This is a genomic window from Streptomyces sp. NBC_00385 (assembly GCF_035917155.1).
Classification (GTDB): domain Bacteria; phylum Actinomycetota; class Actinomycetes; order Streptomycetales; family Streptomycetaceae; genus Streptomyces; species Streptomyces poriferorum.
In genome coordinates this window covers 8097565-8114616 of record NZ_CP107951.1, presented here as the reverse complement: position 1 = coordinate 8114616, position 17052 = coordinate 8097565, and the positions used below count along the sequence as shown (strand labels likewise).

At 70.6% G+C, this 17052-nt stretch carries 13 protein-coding genes; 3 read left to right on the top strand and 10 right to left on the bottom strand.

Going from position 1 to position 17052, the window contains the following annotated elements:
* Window positions 1-171 precede the first annotated feature (171 nt).
* The 10 genes from OG959_RS35830 to OG959_RS35785 form a co-directional block, all read right to left on the bottom strand.
* The gene (locus OG959_RS35830) at window positions 172-444 is read right to left on the bottom strand and encodes a DUF1876 domain-containing protein (protein WP_219572999.1); all 273 of its coding nucleotides are present in this window, start codon (window positions 442-444) and stop codon (window positions 172-174) included.
* Between the two features lie 80 nt (window positions 445-524).
* Window positions 525-908 (bottom strand): hypothetical protein, encoded by a 384-nt coding sequence (locus OG959_RS35825; RefSeq protein WP_326665255.1) that lies wholly within the window; start codon window positions 906-908, stop codon window positions 525-527.
* Window positions 909-943: 35 nt separating this feature from the next.
* Entirely contained in the window at window positions 944-4126 is a 3183-nt protein-coding gene (locus OG959_RS35820; RefSeq protein WP_326665252.1) for a glycosyl hydrolase 115 family protein, read from the bottom strand.
* A gap of 83 nt (window positions 4127-4209) precedes the next feature.
* Window positions 4210-5742, bottom strand: coding sequence for a sodium:solute symporter family protein (locus OG959_RS35815; RefSeq protein ID WP_326665251.1), 1533 nt, complete (start codon window positions 5740-5742; stop codon window positions 4210-4212).
* A 75-nt stretch (window positions 5743-5817) separates the two neighbouring features.
* Window positions 5818-7086 (bottom strand): glucarate dehydratase family protein, encoded by a 1269-nt coding sequence (locus OG959_RS35810; RefSeq protein ID WP_326665249.1) that lies wholly within the window; start codon window positions 7084-7086, stop codon window positions 5818-5820.
* A gap of 23 nt (window positions 7087-7109) precedes the next feature.
* Entirely contained in the window at window positions 7110-8207 is a 1098-nt protein-coding gene (locus OG959_RS35805) for an endo-1,4-beta-xylanase (protein WP_326665247.1), read from the bottom strand.
* A gap of 173 nt (window positions 8208-8380) precedes the next feature.
* On the bottom strand, window positions 8381-10795 hold the full coding sequence (locus OG959_RS35800) for a glycoside hydrolase family 3 N-terminal domain-containing protein (protein WP_326665245.1): 2415 nt from the start codon (window positions 10793-10795) through the stop codon (window positions 8381-8383).
* A gap of 49 nt (window positions 10796-10844) precedes the next feature.
* Window positions 10845-11738: a carbohydrate ABC transporter permease gene (locus OG959_RS35795; RefSeq protein ID WP_326665244.1), complete on the bottom strand. Its 894-nt coding sequence runs from the start codon at window positions 11736-11738 to the stop codon at window positions 10845-10847.
* Between the two features lie 4 nt (window positions 11739-11742).
* A complete protein-coding gene (locus tag OG959_RS35790; protein WP_326665242.1) occupies window positions 11743-12672 on the bottom strand; it encodes a carbohydrate ABC transporter permease in 930 nt (309 codons plus the stop codon).
* A gap of 2 nt (window positions 12673-12674) precedes the next feature.
* The gene (locus OG959_RS35785) at window positions 12675-13922 is read right to left on the bottom strand and encodes an extracellular solute-binding protein (RefSeq protein WP_326666806.1); all 1248 of its coding nucleotides are present in this window, start codon (window positions 13920-13922) and stop codon (window positions 12675-12677) included.
* A 214-nt stretch (window positions 13923-14136) separates the two neighbouring features.
* Here OG959_RS35785 and OG959_RS35780 point away from each other — a divergent pair, with 214 nt between their 5' ends.
* The 3 genes from OG959_RS35780 (at window position 14137) to OG959_RS35770 (ending at window position 17005) form a co-directional block, all read left to right on the top strand.
* On the top strand, window positions 14137-15195 hold the full coding sequence (locus tag OG959_RS35780; protein WP_219572646.1) for a LacI family DNA-binding transcriptional regulator: 1059 nt from the start codon (window positions 14137-14139) through the stop codon (window positions 15193-15195).
* Window positions 15196-15241: 46 nt separating this feature from the next.
* Complete coding sequence (locus OG959_RS35775) at window positions 15242-15769, top strand: GNAT family N-acetyltransferase (RefSeq protein ID WP_326665239.1); 528 nt, start codon at window positions 15242-15244, stop codon at window positions 15767-15769.
* A gap of 147 nt (window positions 15770-15916) precedes the next feature.
* The gene (locus OG959_RS35770) at window positions 15917-17005 is read left to right on the top strand and encodes a WD40/YVTN/BNR-like repeat-containing protein (RefSeq protein ID WP_326665237.1); all 1089 of its coding nucleotides are present in this window, start codon (window positions 15917-15919) and stop codon (window positions 17003-17005) included.
* Window positions 17006-17052 lie beyond the last annotated feature (47 nt).

The following is a 17052-nucleotide window of genomic DNA, read 5'->3' as shown; positions in this document are numbered from 1 at the left end:
GACGGACTCCGTTTCGCCGGGTACGGAAGGATCGCTAGTACGATACATCCCGTACTACGACGTCCGTCAAATTACGACGCCTCTCGTACAAGTCGGCGGAACGGAGCCCGGCGCGGCGCGTCCCGACGCCTCTCGTACAAGGCGACGGAACGGAGCCCGGCGCGGCGCGCGTCAGGTCAGCGGGTACGACGTGCGGCCGGACGCCTCGTCGATCTCGTCGTGGGCCTTGGTCAACAGCTTCATCGCCAGTTCGTTGAGTGCGCGGGCCCCCGCGATCTCCTCGCCCACCCTGGGCTGTTCGGAGTCGGAGGGGTGGCGGCTGGCATAGCCGTGGGCACGGACCTCGCTCCCGTCGGAGAGCCGCACCAGCGCGGCCGCACGGGTGCGGTGGGTGTCTTCCTCGAATTCCAGCTCGATGTGCCATCCGACAGCCGTCTGTGTCATGGCGCTCACCTCCGGAGCCTCCCCTCCAGGGTGCGCCTCGCCCCGCGGCTGTGCGCGGCGGGGCGGGGCCTCGGACCGGCTTACCGCCCGCGGCGGCGCAGCGTGATGCGGGCGTCGGCGTCGTACAACTGGTTCCAGCTGCGTCCGGCGCCCGACTTCCAGGTGATGTGGGCGGTGGCCCCGTCGGTCCGGACGGATTCCACGGTCATGGCGCGGTCGCCGTCGCGTACGTCCCCGCGGCGCAGTTCGTCCGCCCTGACGGTGACCGGGTCCGCCGACCCCGCCCTCTCGGCCTCGTCCGCCGCGAGGCCGAGAGCGGTGGCCAGTTCCCGGGCCCGGACCGGGGTGCAGATGAGCGAGAGCTCTCCCGACGGTGTGCCGACCCTGATCTCGACGTCCTCACCGGCCGGGGCCGCCTCCAGGCGGCCGGCCGGCGCGCCGGTGTCGTCGTTGCCGCTCGTCATTGGCTCTGCTCTCCCTTGTCCGGACCCCGGGCTCCTCAGCGCAGCCGGAGGCTCTCCGGCGGGCCCAGGTAGCTGGGCTTGAGGCCGCCGGTGTCGACCACCAGGTTCTGCAGCACCACCGTCGGGTCGACCATCCAGAATTTCAGCACATGCACTCCGGCGGCGGCGATGTGGTGCTCCGTGCTGGTGACATTGACGTTGTCGGAGGTGTTGCGGGCCCACTGCGCGTTCATGGTCCCGTCATCGGCCCCCGTCACCTTCGTGACGTTCACCGACTGCGGTGCGGCGTCGTCGAAGGAGACCGCGTACGTCAGCCCGTCGGTCGGCAGCGGGTTGTTGCGGGGCGACAGATAGGCGTGGACGGTGACCGGGCCGGTGGTGAACAGGCTGACGCGGTACTCCAGCCGGGGGCTGCCGCCACCGGGGATCTGCCGGGCCGCGGTGACCGGGAGGGGTTCCATCCCGGCGCCGGTCCGTCCGATGTCCGGGATGCGCTGCCAGCTGATGCCGCCGCCGTCGACGGCCCGGCTGTAGTGGTCTGCCTCGATGGAGACGTACCCGTTGGCCTCGACGAAGCCGTCGAGGCGCGAGCGGGACAGTGCGGGACGGTCGACGACCGCCTTGACGACGACCTCGGCCCCGTCCGGCCCGCTGATCGTGACCGGCACCTCGGTGACCCCCTTCGGGGCCCTGGCCCAGTCGACGCGCAGGGTGATCCGGTCCTGCTGTCCGACGCGGCCCCGGACCCGGTCCGCGATCAGCCAGGAGACACCGGTGCGCACGCGGTAGTCGAACGGGGCGCGGCCCCGGTTGAACACCTCGATGTACTGGGCGGGCTGGCTCTGGTACGGGCTGAAGACCGGGAGCACGGCCGGGCCCTGCTCGTGCGGCCACCACGCGGCCGAGCCGTCGACGGCCACGCCCATCTCGGCTCCGGCCGGCAGCTCGATGCGCCGGACCGCCGGGAAGAGGACGTCCTTGAGCGCGACGTTGTTGATCTCGGGCTGCTGCCAGGGGGCGTTCGGGCCGTACCGGGCCACGTCGCCGTAGTCGATGTGCGGCTGGGTCTGGAAGCCCTGCCATTTGCCGTCGGCGATCCGGGTGTTGAAGCGGTCGGCCAGGGCCAGGTCGTCGGCGAGCCGGGCCTCGGCGGCGGCCGCCAGATCGTTGGTGCGGGCCCGGCCCTGGGCCGCGTAGTGCAGGTTGGTGAACTCCGCCTCGCGCAGGGCGTACAGATTGGCGGTGGCCCGCACCTCGTAGCCGACCAGTTCGTACCAGGCGTCCTGGGCGGCGGCCGGCAGCCGGCGTCCGACCCGCTCGGCCTCCGCGCCGAGCTGTCGCCATTCCTCCGTGACGCGCTCCAGTTCGCGGTAGTCGACGATGCTGAACGGGGTCGCCTCGTCGTCGTACACGATCGCCGAGCTGTCCCGGGACGGGTCCTTGGCCGGGTCGAGGGTGATCTTCCGGTTGAGGAGTTCGGGCTTGCGCCGTGACTGGAGCCGGGCGTAGGCACGCAGGACGGCGGCGATCGCGGCGGCCTGCTTCTCGCCGAAGTTCTGCCGGGCGTAGCACTCCTCCCACTCGGGCAGCCGGTCCAGGTTCCACCGCTCCGGGTTCCAGGCGTACTCCAGGAAGAACTGCGTGGGCAGTTCGTTGCCCTTGAGGTCGCCCACGTTGGTGATCCACAGTCCGTCGTTCCCGTAGGCGACGGACTGGTGGAGCTGGTCCCACATGTTGGGCAGGGAGGCGGTGTCCACCCACTTGTAGTTGCGCCCGACCCCGACGTAGTCGAAGTGGTAGTAGAGCCCGTAGCCGCCCTCGCGGGCATCGTTCTTCAGGTCGGGCAGCTTGCGGATGTTGGCCCAGTTGTCGTCGGTGAGCACCACCGTGACGTCGTCGGGCACCCGCAGTCCGCGGTCCCAGTAGTGCTGGACCTCCTTGTAGAGCGTCCAGACCTGCGGAATGGTGGTGACGTCCTTGCCGGAGATCTCGCCCAGGAGCTTCCGCTGGGTGGCGATGATCTCGGTCATCAGCTCGATGCCGTCGCCGTCGGGCAGGCTGACGTCGCCGTTGCCGCGCATGCCGAGGGTGACGACACCCTCGAAGTCCTCGTCCTTCATCCGGCGGATGCCGTCGGCCCAGTAGGCCTTGATCGCCTCGGCGTTGCGGCGGAAGGACCACTCGCCGGTGCCGCCGTACGGGTCGTGGCCGGGGGTGGTGATGTTGCCCGCGCTGTCGCGTACCGCCGCGACCGCGTGGCGGTTCCACTCCTCGATGCCGCGCATCATGGGGGCCTCGTGCGAGGTGCCCATGACGACGCCGTACGCCTTGGCGGTGGCGTGGTTGAGCGGATCGTCCTCGGCGAACGCGCGCCCCCAGACGGCGGGCCAGAGGTAGTTGGCCTTGAGGCGCAGCATGACCTCGAAGATCCTGGCGTAGAAGTCGGCGTTGAAGCCGCCCTCGAAGCCGGGTGCCTTGCCGGGGCCGAAGTAGGCGGGGGCCCAGGTGCCGAGCGCCGGGTTCTCGTCGTTGATGAAGAAGCCTCGGTACTTGACGGCGGGGGTGCCCTGGGTGTGGCTGCCGGGCAGTACGTGGATCTCGTCCCGGTGTACGGGAGTGACGTCGTCCCACCAGTACCAGGGCGAGACACCGATACCGCGCGAGACGTCGTACGTGCCGAATATCGTGCCGCGCTGGTCGCTGCCGGCGATCACGAACGCCCGGTCGACGCCGGGCAGCGGCTGATCGACGACGGTCTGGAGGCTGGTCTCCCACTTGCCCCGGATCGCGGAGACGTCGAGCTTGCCCCGGGCGACGAGTCCGTCGATCAGCGGGCTGCGGCCCACGGTGCCGATGATGGTGATCTCGCGGCCCTGGGGCGCCGCGCCGTGCGAGAGGGCGGGGCGGGCGCCGGTGACCCGTTCGATGTCGCTCTGGAGGTCTCCGGCCACCCGGACGACGCCGGCCCAGTCGCGGTCGCTGACCAGGATCGGGGCCGCGCGCCCGTTCCTGACGAGGGGGAAGCTGCCGCGCCGGGGCGTGAACGAGATGTACGCGCCGGGGTCGGTCGGCCGCGCCGCCGGGCCGTGACCGTTCGCGGACGCCTCGGCGGACAGGCCGAGCAGGGAGCCGAGAGGGGTCGCGGTGAGTGCGGTGAGCCCCAGCCCGAGCCCCAGCACCGCTCTGCGGCCTGCGTACTGCGGGACGTTGTCGTCCATACTGCTCTCCTATTTGTTCATATTCTTGACAAATTGGGTGGTTGGGTGCCCGGAACGGTTGTCCGGTACGGGGCCGGCCCGGGTCAGCCGGCGGAGCCGGGCACCACGGGCTGCGCCTGCGCGGCCGTGGCCGGCTCCTCGTCGCCGTCCGGGCCCGAGACCGCCGCGACGATCGCGTCGGCCGTCGCGTCGGGTTCGGGGGCGATCAGCCCGACGACGACGTACACGACCAGCGAGGTCACCAGCGGGGTGACGATGACGAGGGTCTGGTCGGTGCTGTCGAGCACGAACTTCACCAGGACGTAGCCGGTCAGCCCGAGCGCCCAGGAGGACAGCGCCGCCCGCGGACCGCACCGGCGGAACAGCGGCAGCAGACCGAGCAGCATGGGGATGGAGATCGGGCCCATCACGGCGGCGACCAGGCCCACGATGATCCCCAGCACCCCGCCGAAGTGATCGGCCTCGATGGCGACGACCATGCTGATGGTGATGAAGACGACCGTGCAGACCCGGGCGATGAGCAGCCCCGCCGCCGGGGGCAGGTTCCTGGCGCCGCGCACGAGCGCCGGGATGATGTCGCGGGTGACGACGGCGGAGACCGCGTTGGCGTCGGACGACGCCATGGCCATCGTGTGGGAGAACATCCCCGCCAGGGTCAGCCCCACCAGGCCCGCCGGCAGATACGACTCCGCCATCAGCGCGTAGACCTTCTGCGGATCGGTGATGTCCGGCAGGAGTACGGCCGCGGCCAGCGGCGGGAACAGCAGGACCGCGGGCCACACCACGTACAGCACGGCGGAGAGCCCGGCCGAACGCCGGGCGGCCTTCGGGGTGTCGGTGGCCATGTAACGCTGGGCCAGGTTCCACATGCCGCCGTTGTACTCGAAGAGCTTCACGACGACGTAGGCGCCGAGGAAGGTGGCGGTGTACGGACCGACGAGCGGGTGGCCGTGCCCCTCCGGCAGCCGGTGCCAGATGGTGCCGAGGCCGGATATGCCGTCGCCGAGCCGGTCGAGCACGACCCAGACCATGGCCAGCGCCGCGACGCCCTGGATGACGAACTGGCCGAAGTCGGTGAGCGCGTCGGCCCACAGCCCGCCGACGGTGCAGTACAGCAGGGTGACCACGCCGGTGATCAGGATGCCGGCCGTCATGGACATCCCGGTGAACACGTTGAGCAGGACCGCTACCGACGCCCATTTCGCGGCGACGTCGAAGACCTTGAGCAGGGCGCCGCTCCAGGCGAGCGCCTGCTGGGTGGGGACGTTGTACCGCTTGGCCAGGTACTCCAGCGGCGAGGCGACGGCGTACCGCTGCCGCAGCCGGTTCCAGCGCGGGGCGAAGAGCCAGGCGCCGACGCCGGTGCCGAGGGCGAGCGGCAGGAACGCCCAGACGTAGACGGTGATTCCGTAGCTGTAGGCGATGGCCGCGTAGGCGACGAACACGGCGGCGCTGTAGCCGGACATGTGGTGGGAGATGCCGGACAGCCACCAGGGCATCCGGCCGCCACCGGTGAAGTAGTCGCTGACGTCACCGACGCGCTTGTGCGACCAGAGACCGATGAGCAGCATCACCAGGAAGTAGCCGCCCAGGGCGGCCCAGTCGAGAGGGGCCATGAGAGATCCTCGATGTCCTGTGAAGGGGGACGGAGCTGGGGCCGCGGAGCCGACGGCGGGGTTCCGCGGCGGGGGTCACCAGCGCGGTGACTTCTTCTCGTAGTCCGGGTCGATCCGCCGCATGTAGCCGGTGTCGTCCCGGTTGCGCAGACCGCAGGCGAGGTACTGCTCGTGCAGCCGGGCCAGTGCGTCACGGTCGAGCTCCACACCCAGCCCCGGCCCCTGGGGGACCCGGACCGACCCGTCGATGAATTCGAGCACGCCGGGCTCGACGACCTCCTCCGTCTTCCACGGCCAGTGCGTGTCACAGGCGTAGGTGAGGTGGGGCGTGGCGGCTGCCAGGTGGGTCATCGCGGCCAGGCTGATGCCGAGATGGGAGTTGGAGTGCATGGACAGCCCCATGCCGAAGGTGTCGCAGATGCCGGAGAGCTGTTTCGAGCGGTGCAGGCCGCCCCAGTAGTGATGGTCGGAGAGCACCACCTGTACGGCGCCCCGCCGTACGGCCGGCGCCAGGTGCTCGAAGGCGACGACGCACATGTTGGTGGCGAGCGGTATCGGGGTCTGCCGCGCCACCTCCGCCATGCCCGCGAGTCCGGCGGTGGGGTCCTCCAGGTATTCGAGGACACCCTCCAGCCGGCGGGCCACCGCGACCGAAGTCGGCACGCTCCAGGCCGCGTTGGGATCGAGCCGGAGCGGGACCCCCGGGAAGGCCTCGCGCAGGGCGAGGACCGCCTCGATCTCCTCCTCGGGCGGCCGGACACCTCCCTTGAGCTTGACGGCGGTGAATCCGTATTCGGTGATCATGCGCCGCGCCTGGGCCACGACGGCGTCCGGATCCAGCGCCGCGCCCCAGTCGTCGGGTTCCCCGCCGGGGTGCCCGGCCCACTTGTAGAAGAGGTAGGCGCTGAACGGGACGGAGTCCCGCACGGCGCCGCCCAGCAGATCGCTGACCGGACGGCCCGCGGCCTTCCCCTGGAGGTCCAGACAGGCGACCTCGAACGGGGAGAAGACCCGGTCGACGGCGCTGCTGGTGGTGATCATCCCGGTCAGTCCCGAACCGCCGGTGCCGTCGTCCCCGGCGAGGGCCTCGGCGACCTTGCGGTGCATGGCGCCGAGTGCGTACACGTCCATCCCGGTGAGGGCGTCCGCGGCCGCCCGCAGGCGGCGCAGATGCCCCTCGTCGGCGTAGGTCTCGCCGAGCCCGACGAGTCCTTCGCCGGTGTCGACCTCGACGATCGCCCGCAGCGCGTACGGTTCGTGCACGCCCACGGCGTTCAGCAGAGCCGGGTCCCGGAAGGCCACCGGGGTGATGCTCACTCCGGTGATCCGGAGGCTGTTCGTCATGCCGATGCCCTTCCGGTGAGCGGTCAGTCCCGGCCGGCGGCGAGCTTCAGGTCCTGGGTCAGGGCCTTGTACGCGGGCTTGGCCGTGTAGTTCTCGTCGAAGAGGTTGGCCGCACCCTCGCCCTCGAAGGTGTCGGGCACCCAGGAGTACGTGTCGGTGAAGCCCCACACGGTGAAGTCGGTGCAGTGGCGGGTGAGCAGGCAGCCGCGCAGCAGCACGTCGTACCCCTCCGCCTGCGCCTCCTGCTTGGTGCTGTCGGAGGGCATCGGGATGCGGACGTCGGCCTCGGTGATCGCGGTCTCCAGACCGAGGTCCTCGAACCGCTTCATGTTGTCGGCGATGTCGTGCGGGGCGTTGTACTGGACGGAGAGGTGGCCCTGGATCCCGACGCCGTCGATCGGTACGTGCCGCTTGCGCAGCTCGACGACCAGGTCGTGGAGCGCCGTGCTCTTCGCGTTGACGCCTTCGATGTTGTAGTCGTTGATGAACAGCTTGGCCTTGGGGTCGGCCTGGTGGGCCCAGCGGAAGGCGTCCGCGATGTAGCCGGGGCCGAGCTTCCGCAGCCAGATGCTGTCGCGCAGGGTGCCGTCGTCGTTGAAGGCCTCGTTGACGACGTCCCACTGCCAGATCCGGCCCTTGAAGTGGCCGGCCTCGTCGGTGATGTGCTTGCGCAGGATGGCGCGCAGCTCGTCGGCGCTGAAGTCGCCCTCGGTGAGCCAGGCCGGCAGTTGGTTGTGCCAGAGCAGGGTGTGGCCGCGCACCAGCTGTCCGTTGGCTCTGGCGAAGTCGACCAGTTCGTCGGCCGCGGCCCAGTCGTAGGTGCCCCGCTCCTTCTCGACGACCTCCCACTTCATGACGTTCTCCGGGGTGACCGAGGTGAACTCGCTCGCCGCCTTGGCCCGGTAGGGCGCGTCCGCGGCCAGGGCCGCCATGTCGACCGCGGTACCGATGCGCAGGTCGGCCCGCTTGCCGAGACCGCCCAGGGTGTCGGCGGCGGGGGGCTTCGGCTTCCCGTGGGAGCCGGAGTGCTCGGGGGCCGCCGAGGCGCTGAGGGTGAAGGAGGAGACGAGCAGGGCCGCGGCGGCGGTGCCGATCATGGTGGCCCGGGTTGTCTTGCGCATGACATATCCCTTTTCGGTGGGTGCGGCTCCCCCGGAACCTGGATGCCGGGATCGACGCACGTTCGATGAAGATGCTTCGAAAGTTTCGTGAACCTCCCCGCAGTCGGCGGAGAGACCGCTCGGTGGCGGGGAGGTTCACGAAGGGGATGGTGCGGATCCGAGGGCCGGGCCGGTCAGTGCGCGGCCGGCTCCGGTACGGGGGCGGGCTCGACCGAGGTGCCGCAGACGAGCTGTCGCCGGTGGTCGACGACGCGCTCGGGGCCGGTGAGCCGGAGCCGCAGGGTGCGGCGGACGTCGGCCTCGTCGCTGGAGGCGGCGACCCGCAGTTCCAGCTCGCCGGGCTCGACGACGCGACGGCCTCCGATCCCGGTGAAGGACGCCAGGTCCGCGTGGAAGCGGAACCGGACCCTGGCCGCCGCGCCGGCGGCGAGCGGGACCCTGGCGTAGCCGATCAGCCGCGCCTGCGGCCGGGTGGTCTGGGCCACCGGGTCGTGGAGGTAGAGCTGCACCACTTCGGCCCCGTCCTGCTCCCCGGTGTTGCGGACGGTGACCTCGACGTCGGCGGAGCCGTCGGTGGGGATCTCCTCCGGGGCGGGATCGCCCTGCTCCCAGTCGAAGGTCGTGTACGACAGGCCGTGCCCGAAGGCGTAGAGCGGTGTCGGGTCCAGGTTGCTCACCCCGCTCAACAGCCCCAGCGGCGGCTGCAGATACGTCCACGGCTGACCGCCCGGCCCCTGCGGAACGCTCACCGGCAGCCGGCCCGAGGGGTTGACCCGGCCGGAGAGCACCCCGGCCAGCGCCGGACCGCCCTCCTCGCCCGGGAAGAAGGCCTGCACGATCGCCGCCGTCCGGTCCGCCCAGCGTCCCAGCGCGTACGGGCGGCCCGTCAGCAGCATCAGGACCACCGGCGTTCCGGCCGCCAGCAGGGCGTCGAGGAGTTCGCCCTGCACGCCGGGCAGCGCGAGATCGGTCGCGTCGCAGCCCTCGCCGGAGGTGCCGCGGCCGAAGAGACCGGCCCGGTCGCCGAGCACGACCACGCAGACATCGGAGTCCCGGGCCAGCCGGACGGCCTCCTCGATCCCGGAGGTGTCCGTGCCGTCCACCTCGCAGCCGGCGGCGAAGTCCACCCCGGCGCCGGGGAACTCCCCGCGCAGCGACTCCAGCACCGTCGGCACGTCGATGCCCCTCTCGAACTCGGGGTGCGAGACGCCGACGTGGCTGGGGAAGGAGTAGCAGCCGAGCATGGCCAGCGCGTCGTCCGCGCGGGGCCCGACCACGGCGATGCGCCCGGCGTTCCGCAGCGGCAGCGTGCCGCCGGGGTTGGCGAGCAGCACACAGGCCTGTTCGGCGAGCTCCCGGGCCAGGGCCCGGTTCTCCGGCGGGTCGAGGTCGACGGTGTCACGGGCCTTCTCGGGGTCCGCGCCCTTCAGCGCGGTGGGCAGGGGCGACCAGTCCGGGTCGAGCAGGCCGAGCTCGCACTTCTGGAGCAGGACGCGGTGCAGGGCGCGGTCGACGAGCGCCTCGTCCACCGTCCCGTCCCGGACGGCGGCGACGAGGACGTCGCCGTAGCTCCGGACGGTGGGCAGTTCCACGTCGACGCCGGCGCGCAGGGCGAGGCGGGCGGCGTCGGCACGGTCGGCGGCGACCCTGTGCAGGGTCTCCAGGAAGCCGATGCCGAAGTAGTCGGCGACGACGGTCCCGGTGAACCCCCAGGTGTCGCGCAGGAGCACGGTGAGCAGGGCCGGGTCGGCGGCCGCGGGCACTCCGTCGATCTCGGCGTACGAGTGCATCACCGAACGCGCCCCGCCCTCCCGCAGGGCCATCTCGAACGGCGGCAGGATCACGTCCGCCACCTCACGGGCCCCGGCCCGCACCGGCGCGAGGTTGCGGGCACCGGCGGAGGCCGCGTATCCGGCGAAGTGCTTGAGCGTGGAGATGATTCCGGCCGACTCCAGCCCCCGCACGTAGGCGGTGCCGATGGTGGCCACCAGATAGGGGTCCTCCCCGATGGTCTCCTCGACCCGGCCCCACCGCAGGTCGCGCACCACGTCCAGGACGGGCGCCAGCCCCTGGTGGACCCCGACGGCCCGCATGTCGGCGCCGATCCGCCGGGCCATCTCGGTGACCAGGTCCGGGTTCCAGGCCGCGCCCCAGGACAACGGGACGGGGTAGGCGGTCGCGCCCCAGGCGGTGAAGCCGGCCAGGCACTCCTCGTGGGCGAGGGCGGGGATGCCGAAGCGGCCGGCCCCGGCGATCCGTTCCTGGGCACGTGCCAGGGCGAGGGCACCGACGCCGGGGTCGACGGGAGCGGTGCCGAACGGCCGGGTGAGCTGGCCGAGACCGCGGGTCGTCAGGTCGTCCCAGTCGACCGGATCGACCATGTCGTTCTGGTGCGGGGCGACCCCGTCGCCCTCGGCGTCGGCGCCCACCCAGATTCCGTACAGCTGGGCGGCCTTCTCCTCCAGGGTCATCCGGGGGACCAGGTCGGCCACCCGGACCTCGGGGGCGAGGGAGGGGTCGCGCCAGGGGCCGTCGACGGGCGGGGCGGCTCCGGTGCCGCGGGCGTGCGGGACAGCGGGGATTGCCATGGGGGCAGGGTTCCTCTCGTGAGTGCGGTGGTACGGGCGGCGTGGAGTACTACTTGCCGCCCACCCCCATCAGTCCGTTGACCAGTGCCTTGCGTGCCACGAGGTACACGGCGAAGATCGGCACGACGGAGAGCACGATCGCGGCCAGCACGGCAGGGATGTTCATCCCGAACTGGGACATGAAGTTGAAGAGGCCCAGCGTCAGGACGCGGTTCTCCTCCGACTGGGTCAGGATCAGCGGGAACAGGAAGCCGTTCCACGCCTGGAGGGCCGTGTAGATCGCCACGGTGCTGATGCCGCCCTTGGACATCGGGATCGCCAGCTGCCACAGCATTCGCAGGGGCGTCGCGCCGTCGAGGGCCATCGCCTCGTACATCTCCTCGGAGACGTCACGCATGGTGCCGCTCAGGATCAGCACCGCCACCGGCATCGCGAACGCCGCGGTCGGCAGGATGATCGCCGGCAGGCTGTCGTACAGACCCAGCTTGCTGATCAGCAGGTACAGCGGCACGATCACCGCCTGCGCGGGGATCGCGACGCCTAGCAGGAAGGTCCGGAAGGCGAGCGAGGAGAGCCGGCTGCGGGTGCGTACCGCGACATAGGCGACCGGCACCGCGAGCAGCAGGACGATGGCGACGGTGGCCACCGCGACGATCGCCGTGTTGGTGAGCATCGTGGAGAAGCCGCTGTCCAGCACGGTGCGGTAGTTCTCGAGCGTGGGGTTGGTCGGGACGGCCAGCGGGTCGCCGTTGAGCGCTTCGTCCTGGTGCATGAGCGACGAGGAGATCAGCGTGTAGAGCGGGACGACCACGATCAGCAGCCAGACCAGTGAGCCCAGGCCGGCCAGGGGGTTGCCCCACTTCCTGCGGCGCCGGGCGGCGGCCGCCCGGCTCCGGCTCACGGGCGACGTGGGGCGTGCCACGGGGCGGGTGTCGATTGACATCGCGTCACATACCTTCCCGGGTGGACCGCATGTTCCCGAAGCCGCTGAAGCGGACCAGGATCAGCGACAGGGCGGTGGCCACCACGACCAGGGCCGTGGCGATCGCCGCGGCGTAGCCGAGGTCGTAGGTCTGGAAACCGGTCCGGTACATGAGGTACGGGAGCACGGTGGTGTCCGTGCCGGGGCCGCCCCTGGTCATGATCAGTACGGTGTCGAAGTAGGTCAGCGAGCCGACGATCATCAGGACCGAGGAGGTCGTGATGGTGTGGCGCAGCTGCGGCAGGGTGATGTGGAAGAACTGGCGGAGCATGCCCGCTCCGTCGATCTCCGCCGCCTGGTAGAGGACCTGCGGGATCTGCCGGGTGCCGCCCTGGTAGATCAGGGTGTGGAAGGGCATGAACTGCCAGCCGCCGACGAACGCCACGGTGAGCAGGGCCCCGGTCGAGGAGCCCATGATGTTCGGGTCGATGCCGAACCACGGGCCGATCGTCCTGATGACGCCGAAGTTGGGGTCGAGCAGCGCGTGGAACAGCATCGCGATGGCGGTGGTGGAGAGCAGCAGCGGAATGAAGAAGACCGCCGAGAGCACGGCCCGGCTGCGCTGTCTGCCCGCTGCCCAGACACCGAGGAGCAGGGCCACGGGGGTCTGGAACAGCCAGCTGACCGACGTGAGCAGCAGGCTGAGCCAGGCGGCCTGACGGAACTCCGGATCCTTGAACAGCCGGGTCCAGTTGCCCATGCCGATGGGGGTCGGGGCGTTCAGCCCGTCCCAGCGGCAGAAGGAGAGATAGACGGCGATCGCCAGGGGGACGATCGCGAAGAGGGCGAAGAAGACGATGCCGGGCACGGCCCAGGCCACCGAGGGGCGGCCGACGTTACCGGCGGCCGCCTTCTTTCCTCCGCGCACCTTTTTGTACGAAGAGACGTGGGACATTGTTACTTGACGGCCTTCATCGCGGCGACGAACTGCTCGGGCGTGGACTTGCCGGCGAACAACTTGCTGATCTCGGTGAGCAGCGGGGTGGCGACACCGGACTCCAGCGCCTGGTCCCACGAGAGGGTGAAGCTCGGCGCCTTCTGGACCATGTCGTACTGGTCCTTCGCGAACTGCGGGTTGGGCGATCCGCTCAGCATGGAGGCGGCGTTGGACGTGGTGGGTACGTCACCGTTGTCGACCAGGGCCTGGGCATAGCTCTTGGACGCCATGGTCTTGAGGAAGGCTATGGCGGCCTCCTTGTGCTTGGTGCGGGAGTTGATCGACCAGTAGTTGGTGGGGTTGCCGACCACGTTGGCCGGGTCACCGACACCGCCGGCCACGGTCGGGAAGTTGGCCCATGCGAGGTCGTTCTTGGCGAACTCCGGTGCCTTGCCGAGCTGGGTCGAGTACTCCCATGAACCCATCAGGTGCATGGCCGCCTTGCCCTTGCTGAGCAGGGTGGGGGCTGCGCCGCTGCCGTAGTCGACGGAGTTGAAGTTCTTGCCGAAGGCTCCGCCGTCGACCAGTTCCTTCACGGTCTGGGCCGACTTGAGGACCGCGGGGTCGCCCCAGGCGGACGCGTCCCCGCTCTGGATCTTGTTGAAGACCTCGGGGCCGCCGATCCGGTCGAGCAGGTACTCCAGCCACATCAGCTCGGGCCACTTCTCCTGGCCGCCGAGCGCGAAGGGGGTGATGCCCTTGTCCTTGAACGTGGTGATGGCGTGCTGGAGTTCCTCCCAGGTCTTGGGGGCCTCCAGCTTGTTCTCGGCGAAGAGCTTCTTGTTGTAGAAGAGCATCACGGGCTGCATGCCGCGCATCGGCACCCCGTAGATCTTTCCGTCCAGGCTGCCCGCCTCGATGATGGACGGGAGGAAGCCGTCCTTGAGGGTGGCGTCGTTCTTCACGGTCGAGGTCAGGTCGACCAGCTGGCCGGCGTCGCGGTAGGGCTTGATGGAGCCGCTGCCCCAGTTGTAGAAGATGTCCGGGGCGCTGGGCGAGCCCATGGCGCTGCGGAGCTTGTTGACGTACTCCGTGCCCGGGACCGGGATCAGCTTGACCTTGACCTTCGAGGTCTTGTTGAACTCCTCGACCGCCGCCTGCTGGACCTTGACCGCGTCGTCGCCGTAGACGTACGCGGTGAGGGTGCCACCGTCACCACCGCTGCCGCCGTTCGACCCGCAGCCCGCCAGCACGCCCGCCATGACCATGGCCGCACCGGCCGCGGTCCATCTCGCCGCACGCGTACTCTGAGTGAAAATTCCCGACCCCATGACCGCACCTCTGTCGAATGTTTCGGCCCTGCTTGCGAATGTTGCCGGAACCGTACGGTCGTGTTTCGGGCCAGTCAAGAGGTCCGGTCGAGGGAATTTTCCTTGGGGGCCACCCCCTCCCTCCTGGCGGCGGGCAGTTACGATTCCCTGTATGAGCCCCGCAAACGTCCAGTCACATCAGGAGAATGCGCCTGCCGGCGAGTCGTCGGACGGCACCGCCACCCTGGCGGAAATCGCCCGTGCGGCCGGAGTCTCGGCTCCGACAGTTTCGAAGGTGCTGAACGGACGGGCCGATGTCGCCCCCGGCACACGCACCAAGGTCGAGGAGCTGTTGCTGCTGCACGGCTACCGCCGCAGACGCGGCTCCACGACGCAGTCGCAGTTGATCGATCTGGTCTTCCACGAGCTGGACAGCGCGTGGGCCATGGAGGTCGTGCGCGGCGTGGAGAACGTCGCGCGCGAGGAGGGGCTGAGTCTGGTCCTGTCGGAGAGCGCGGGCCGCCTCACCCCCGGGCAGACCTGGGTGGACGGCGTGCTGGCCCGCCGGCCGGTCGGGGTGATCCTGGTCCTGTCGGACCTCACCGCCGCCCAGCGTGCGCAGCTCACCAGCCGGAACATCCCGTACGCGGTGGTCGACCCGGCCGGCGACCCCGGCGACGACGTCCCGTCGGTCGGGACGACGAACTGGCAGGGCGGGCTCGCCGCCACCCGCCACCTCACCGGGCTCGGTCACCGCAGGATCGGGGTGATCAGCGGCCCGTCGCGCATGATGTGCAGCCGCGCCCGGGTGGACGGCTACCGTGCCGCCCTGGAGACGGCGGGCCTGCCGATCGACCCCGCCCTGGTCCGCGAGGGCGAGTTCCAGCACGAGGCCGGATACACCACGGGCATGGAGCTGCTGAGCATGGCGGACCGGCCGACCGCCATCTTCGCCGGGAACGACCTTCAGGCGCTCGGTGTGTACGAGGCCGCGCGCGAGCTCGGACTGCGCATCCCCGAGGACCTCAGCGTGGTCGGCTTCGACGACCTGCCGCTCACCCGGTGGATCGGGCCGCCGCTGACCACGGTGCGCCAGCCGCTCATAGAGATGGCGGAGACCGCGGCCCGGCTGGTCCTCGACCTCGGCCGGGGCCGGCAGCCCGCGACCACCCGCGTCGACCTGGCCACCAACCTGGTCGTACGCAGCAGCACGGCGGCCCCCGGACGTTGATCAACTCGGTTGCGGCCCCGTTCGGGCGTCGGTAGCGTCGCGCGGCATGAAGACCCCTGTCCTGCGGACGCAGCGGTTGCTGCTGGAGCCGTACGCACCCACCGACGAGGAGGACTTCGTCGCGCTCTTCCAGGACACCCGGGTGGGGCGCTGGATGGGCGACGGCGTGGACGAGGAGGCCGAGGACCGGGCGCTCTTCGGCCGGCTCTTCACGAAGGTGTACGCACAGGACCTGTTCGGCGTCTGGGTGGTGCGGCACGACGGGCGGGCGGTCGGGCACGCGGAGATCAAGCCGTCCCCCACCCCCGGTGTGGACGGCCACGAGATCGTCTACGCGGTGACCCCCACGGCGTGGGGGCAGGGGCTGGGCACCGAGATCGCCGAGACGCTGGTCGCCCATGGCTTCGGCACCCTCGGCCTGGCCGAGGTGCACGCGACGGTGGACGCCGCCAACGAGGCGTCGCTGGCCCTGCTGAACCGGATCGGCTTCCGTCACGTCCGCGACCTCACCGAGGACGACGGAAGCACGACCCGCCTCCTCACCCGTCCCAGGGTGCCCGGCCAGGGGCACTGAGGGTCGGGGGCGCTGAGGGTCCGGGCTTCCGAAACCCGTCGCCGGCCGCGAATGCGGCGGTGTCCGGAGCTGTCCTGCGCGCCACTGTCAGTGGCTGGGTGCAGACTGGCGCGTATCCGGCACAACGGCGTTTCGGGAGGTTCGGTCATGACCGATGTTCTGCTCACCGTCGGCACCCGCAAGGGGCTCTTCATCGGCCGCAGGAGCGGCGGATCATGGGAGTTCGGCGATCCGCATTTCAATGCACAGGCGATCTACTCCATCGCCATCGACAAGCGCGGTGACGTTCCCCGGCTGTTGGTGGGCGGCGACAGCGCGCACTGGGGTCCGTCCGTCTTCCACTCCGACGACCTGGGCGCGAGCTGGGTCGAGCCGGCGCAACCGGCGGTGAAGTTCCCGGAGTTCACCGGAACGTCGCTGGAGCGGGTCTGGCAGCTGCACCCGGCGGGCTCCGAGGCGCCCGATGTCGTGTACGCGGGCACCGAACCGGCCGCACTGTTCCGCTCGCAGGACAGGGGCGAGTCGTTCGAGCTGGTGCGCCCGCTCTGGGAGCATCCGACGCGCTCGAAGTGGGTGCCGGGCGGCGGCGGCGAGGGACTGCACACGGTACTGACGGACGAGCGGGACCCACGGTCGGTCACGGTCGCCGTCTCCACCGCCGGGGTGTTCAGGACGGCGGACGGCGGCGAGAGCTGGACCCCGGCGAACAGGGGGGTGTCGGCGGTCTTCCTGCCCGATCCCGACCCGGAGTTCGGCCAGTGCGTCCACAAGGTCAGCCGGGACGCCGTCGATCCCGACCGGCTCTATCTCCAGAACCACTGGGGTGTGTTCCGCAGCGACGACGCCGGGGGCAGCTGGACGGACATCGGCGCGGGTCTGCCCTCCGACTTCGGCTTCGCGGTGGCGGCGCACCCGCACCGCGCCGACACGGCGTACCTCTTCCCGATCAACGCCGACGCCGACCGGGTGCCGGCCGACCACCGCTGCCGCGTCTTCCGGACCACCGATGCGGGCGACAGCTGGGAGCCCCTGTCCTCGGGGCTCCCCGACGGCGCGCATTACGGCACGGTGCTGCGCGACGCGCTCTGTACGGACGACGCCGATCCGGCCGGCGTGTACTTCGGCAACCGCAACGGAGAGGTGTACGCGAGCGCGGACGACGGGGACAGCTGGCAGCAGCTCGCCTCGCACCTGCCTGACGTCCTGTGCGTCCGGGCGGCCACGATCGGCGGATGACCGGGACCGGGGAGCATCGTGCCGCCGGCGCGCCCGGATCCGGTGGG

Excerpts from the sequence above, each read along its gene's own strand:
- OG959_RS35825 (WP_326665255.1), bottom strand. The coding sequence starts at position 908 with ATGACGAGCGGCAACGACGACACCGGCGCGCCGGCCGGCCGCCTGGAG.
- OG959_RS35790 (WP_326665242.1), bottom strand. The coding sequence starts at position 12,672 with ATGTCCCACGTCTCTTCGTACAAAAAGGTGCGCGGAGGAAAGAAGGCG.
- OG959_RS35815 (WP_326665251.1), bottom strand. The coding sequence starts at position 5,742 with ATGGCCCCTCTCGACTGGGCCGCCCTGGGCGGCTACTTCCTGGTGATG.
- OG959_RS35770 (WP_326665237.1), top strand. The coding sequence starts at position 15,917 with ATGACCGATGTTCTGCTCACCGTCGGCACCCGCAAGGGGCTCTTCATC.
- OG959_RS35775 (WP_326665239.1), top strand. The coding sequence starts at position 15,242 with ATGAAGACCCCTGTCCTGCGGACGCAGCGGTTGCTGCTGGAGCCGTAC.
- OG959_RS35805 (WP_326665247.1), bottom strand. The coding sequence starts at position 8,207 with ATGCGCAAGACAACCCGGGCCACCATGATCGGCACCGCCGCCGCGGCC.
- OG959_RS35800 (WP_326665245.1), bottom strand. The coding sequence starts at position 10,795 with ATGGCAATCCCCGCTGTCCCGCACGCCCGCGGCACCGGAGCCGCCCCG.
- OG959_RS35820 (WP_326665252.1), bottom strand. The coding sequence starts at position 4,126 with ATGGACGACAACGTCCCGCAGTACGCAGGCCGCAGAGCGGTGCTGGGG.
- OG959_RS35810 (WP_326665249.1), bottom strand. The coding sequence starts at position 7,086 with ATGACGAACAGCCTCCGGATCACCGGAGTGAGCATCACCCCGGTGGCC.
- OG959_RS35785 (WP_326666806.1), bottom strand. The coding sequence starts at position 13,922 with ATGGTCATGGCGGGCGTGCTGGCGGGCTGCGGGTCGAACGGCGGCAGC.
- OG959_RS35795 (WP_326665244.1), bottom strand. The coding sequence starts at position 11,738 with ATGTCAATCGACACCCGCCCCGTGGCACGCCCCACGTCGCCCGTGAGC.
- OG959_RS35780 (WP_219572646.1), top strand. The coding sequence starts at position 14,137 with ATGAGCCCCGCAAACGTCCAGTCACATCAGGAGAATGCGCCTGCCGGC.
- OG959_RS35830 (WP_219572999.1), bottom strand. The coding sequence starts at position 444 with ATGACACAGACGGCTGTCGGATGGCACATCGAGCTGGAATTCGAGGAA.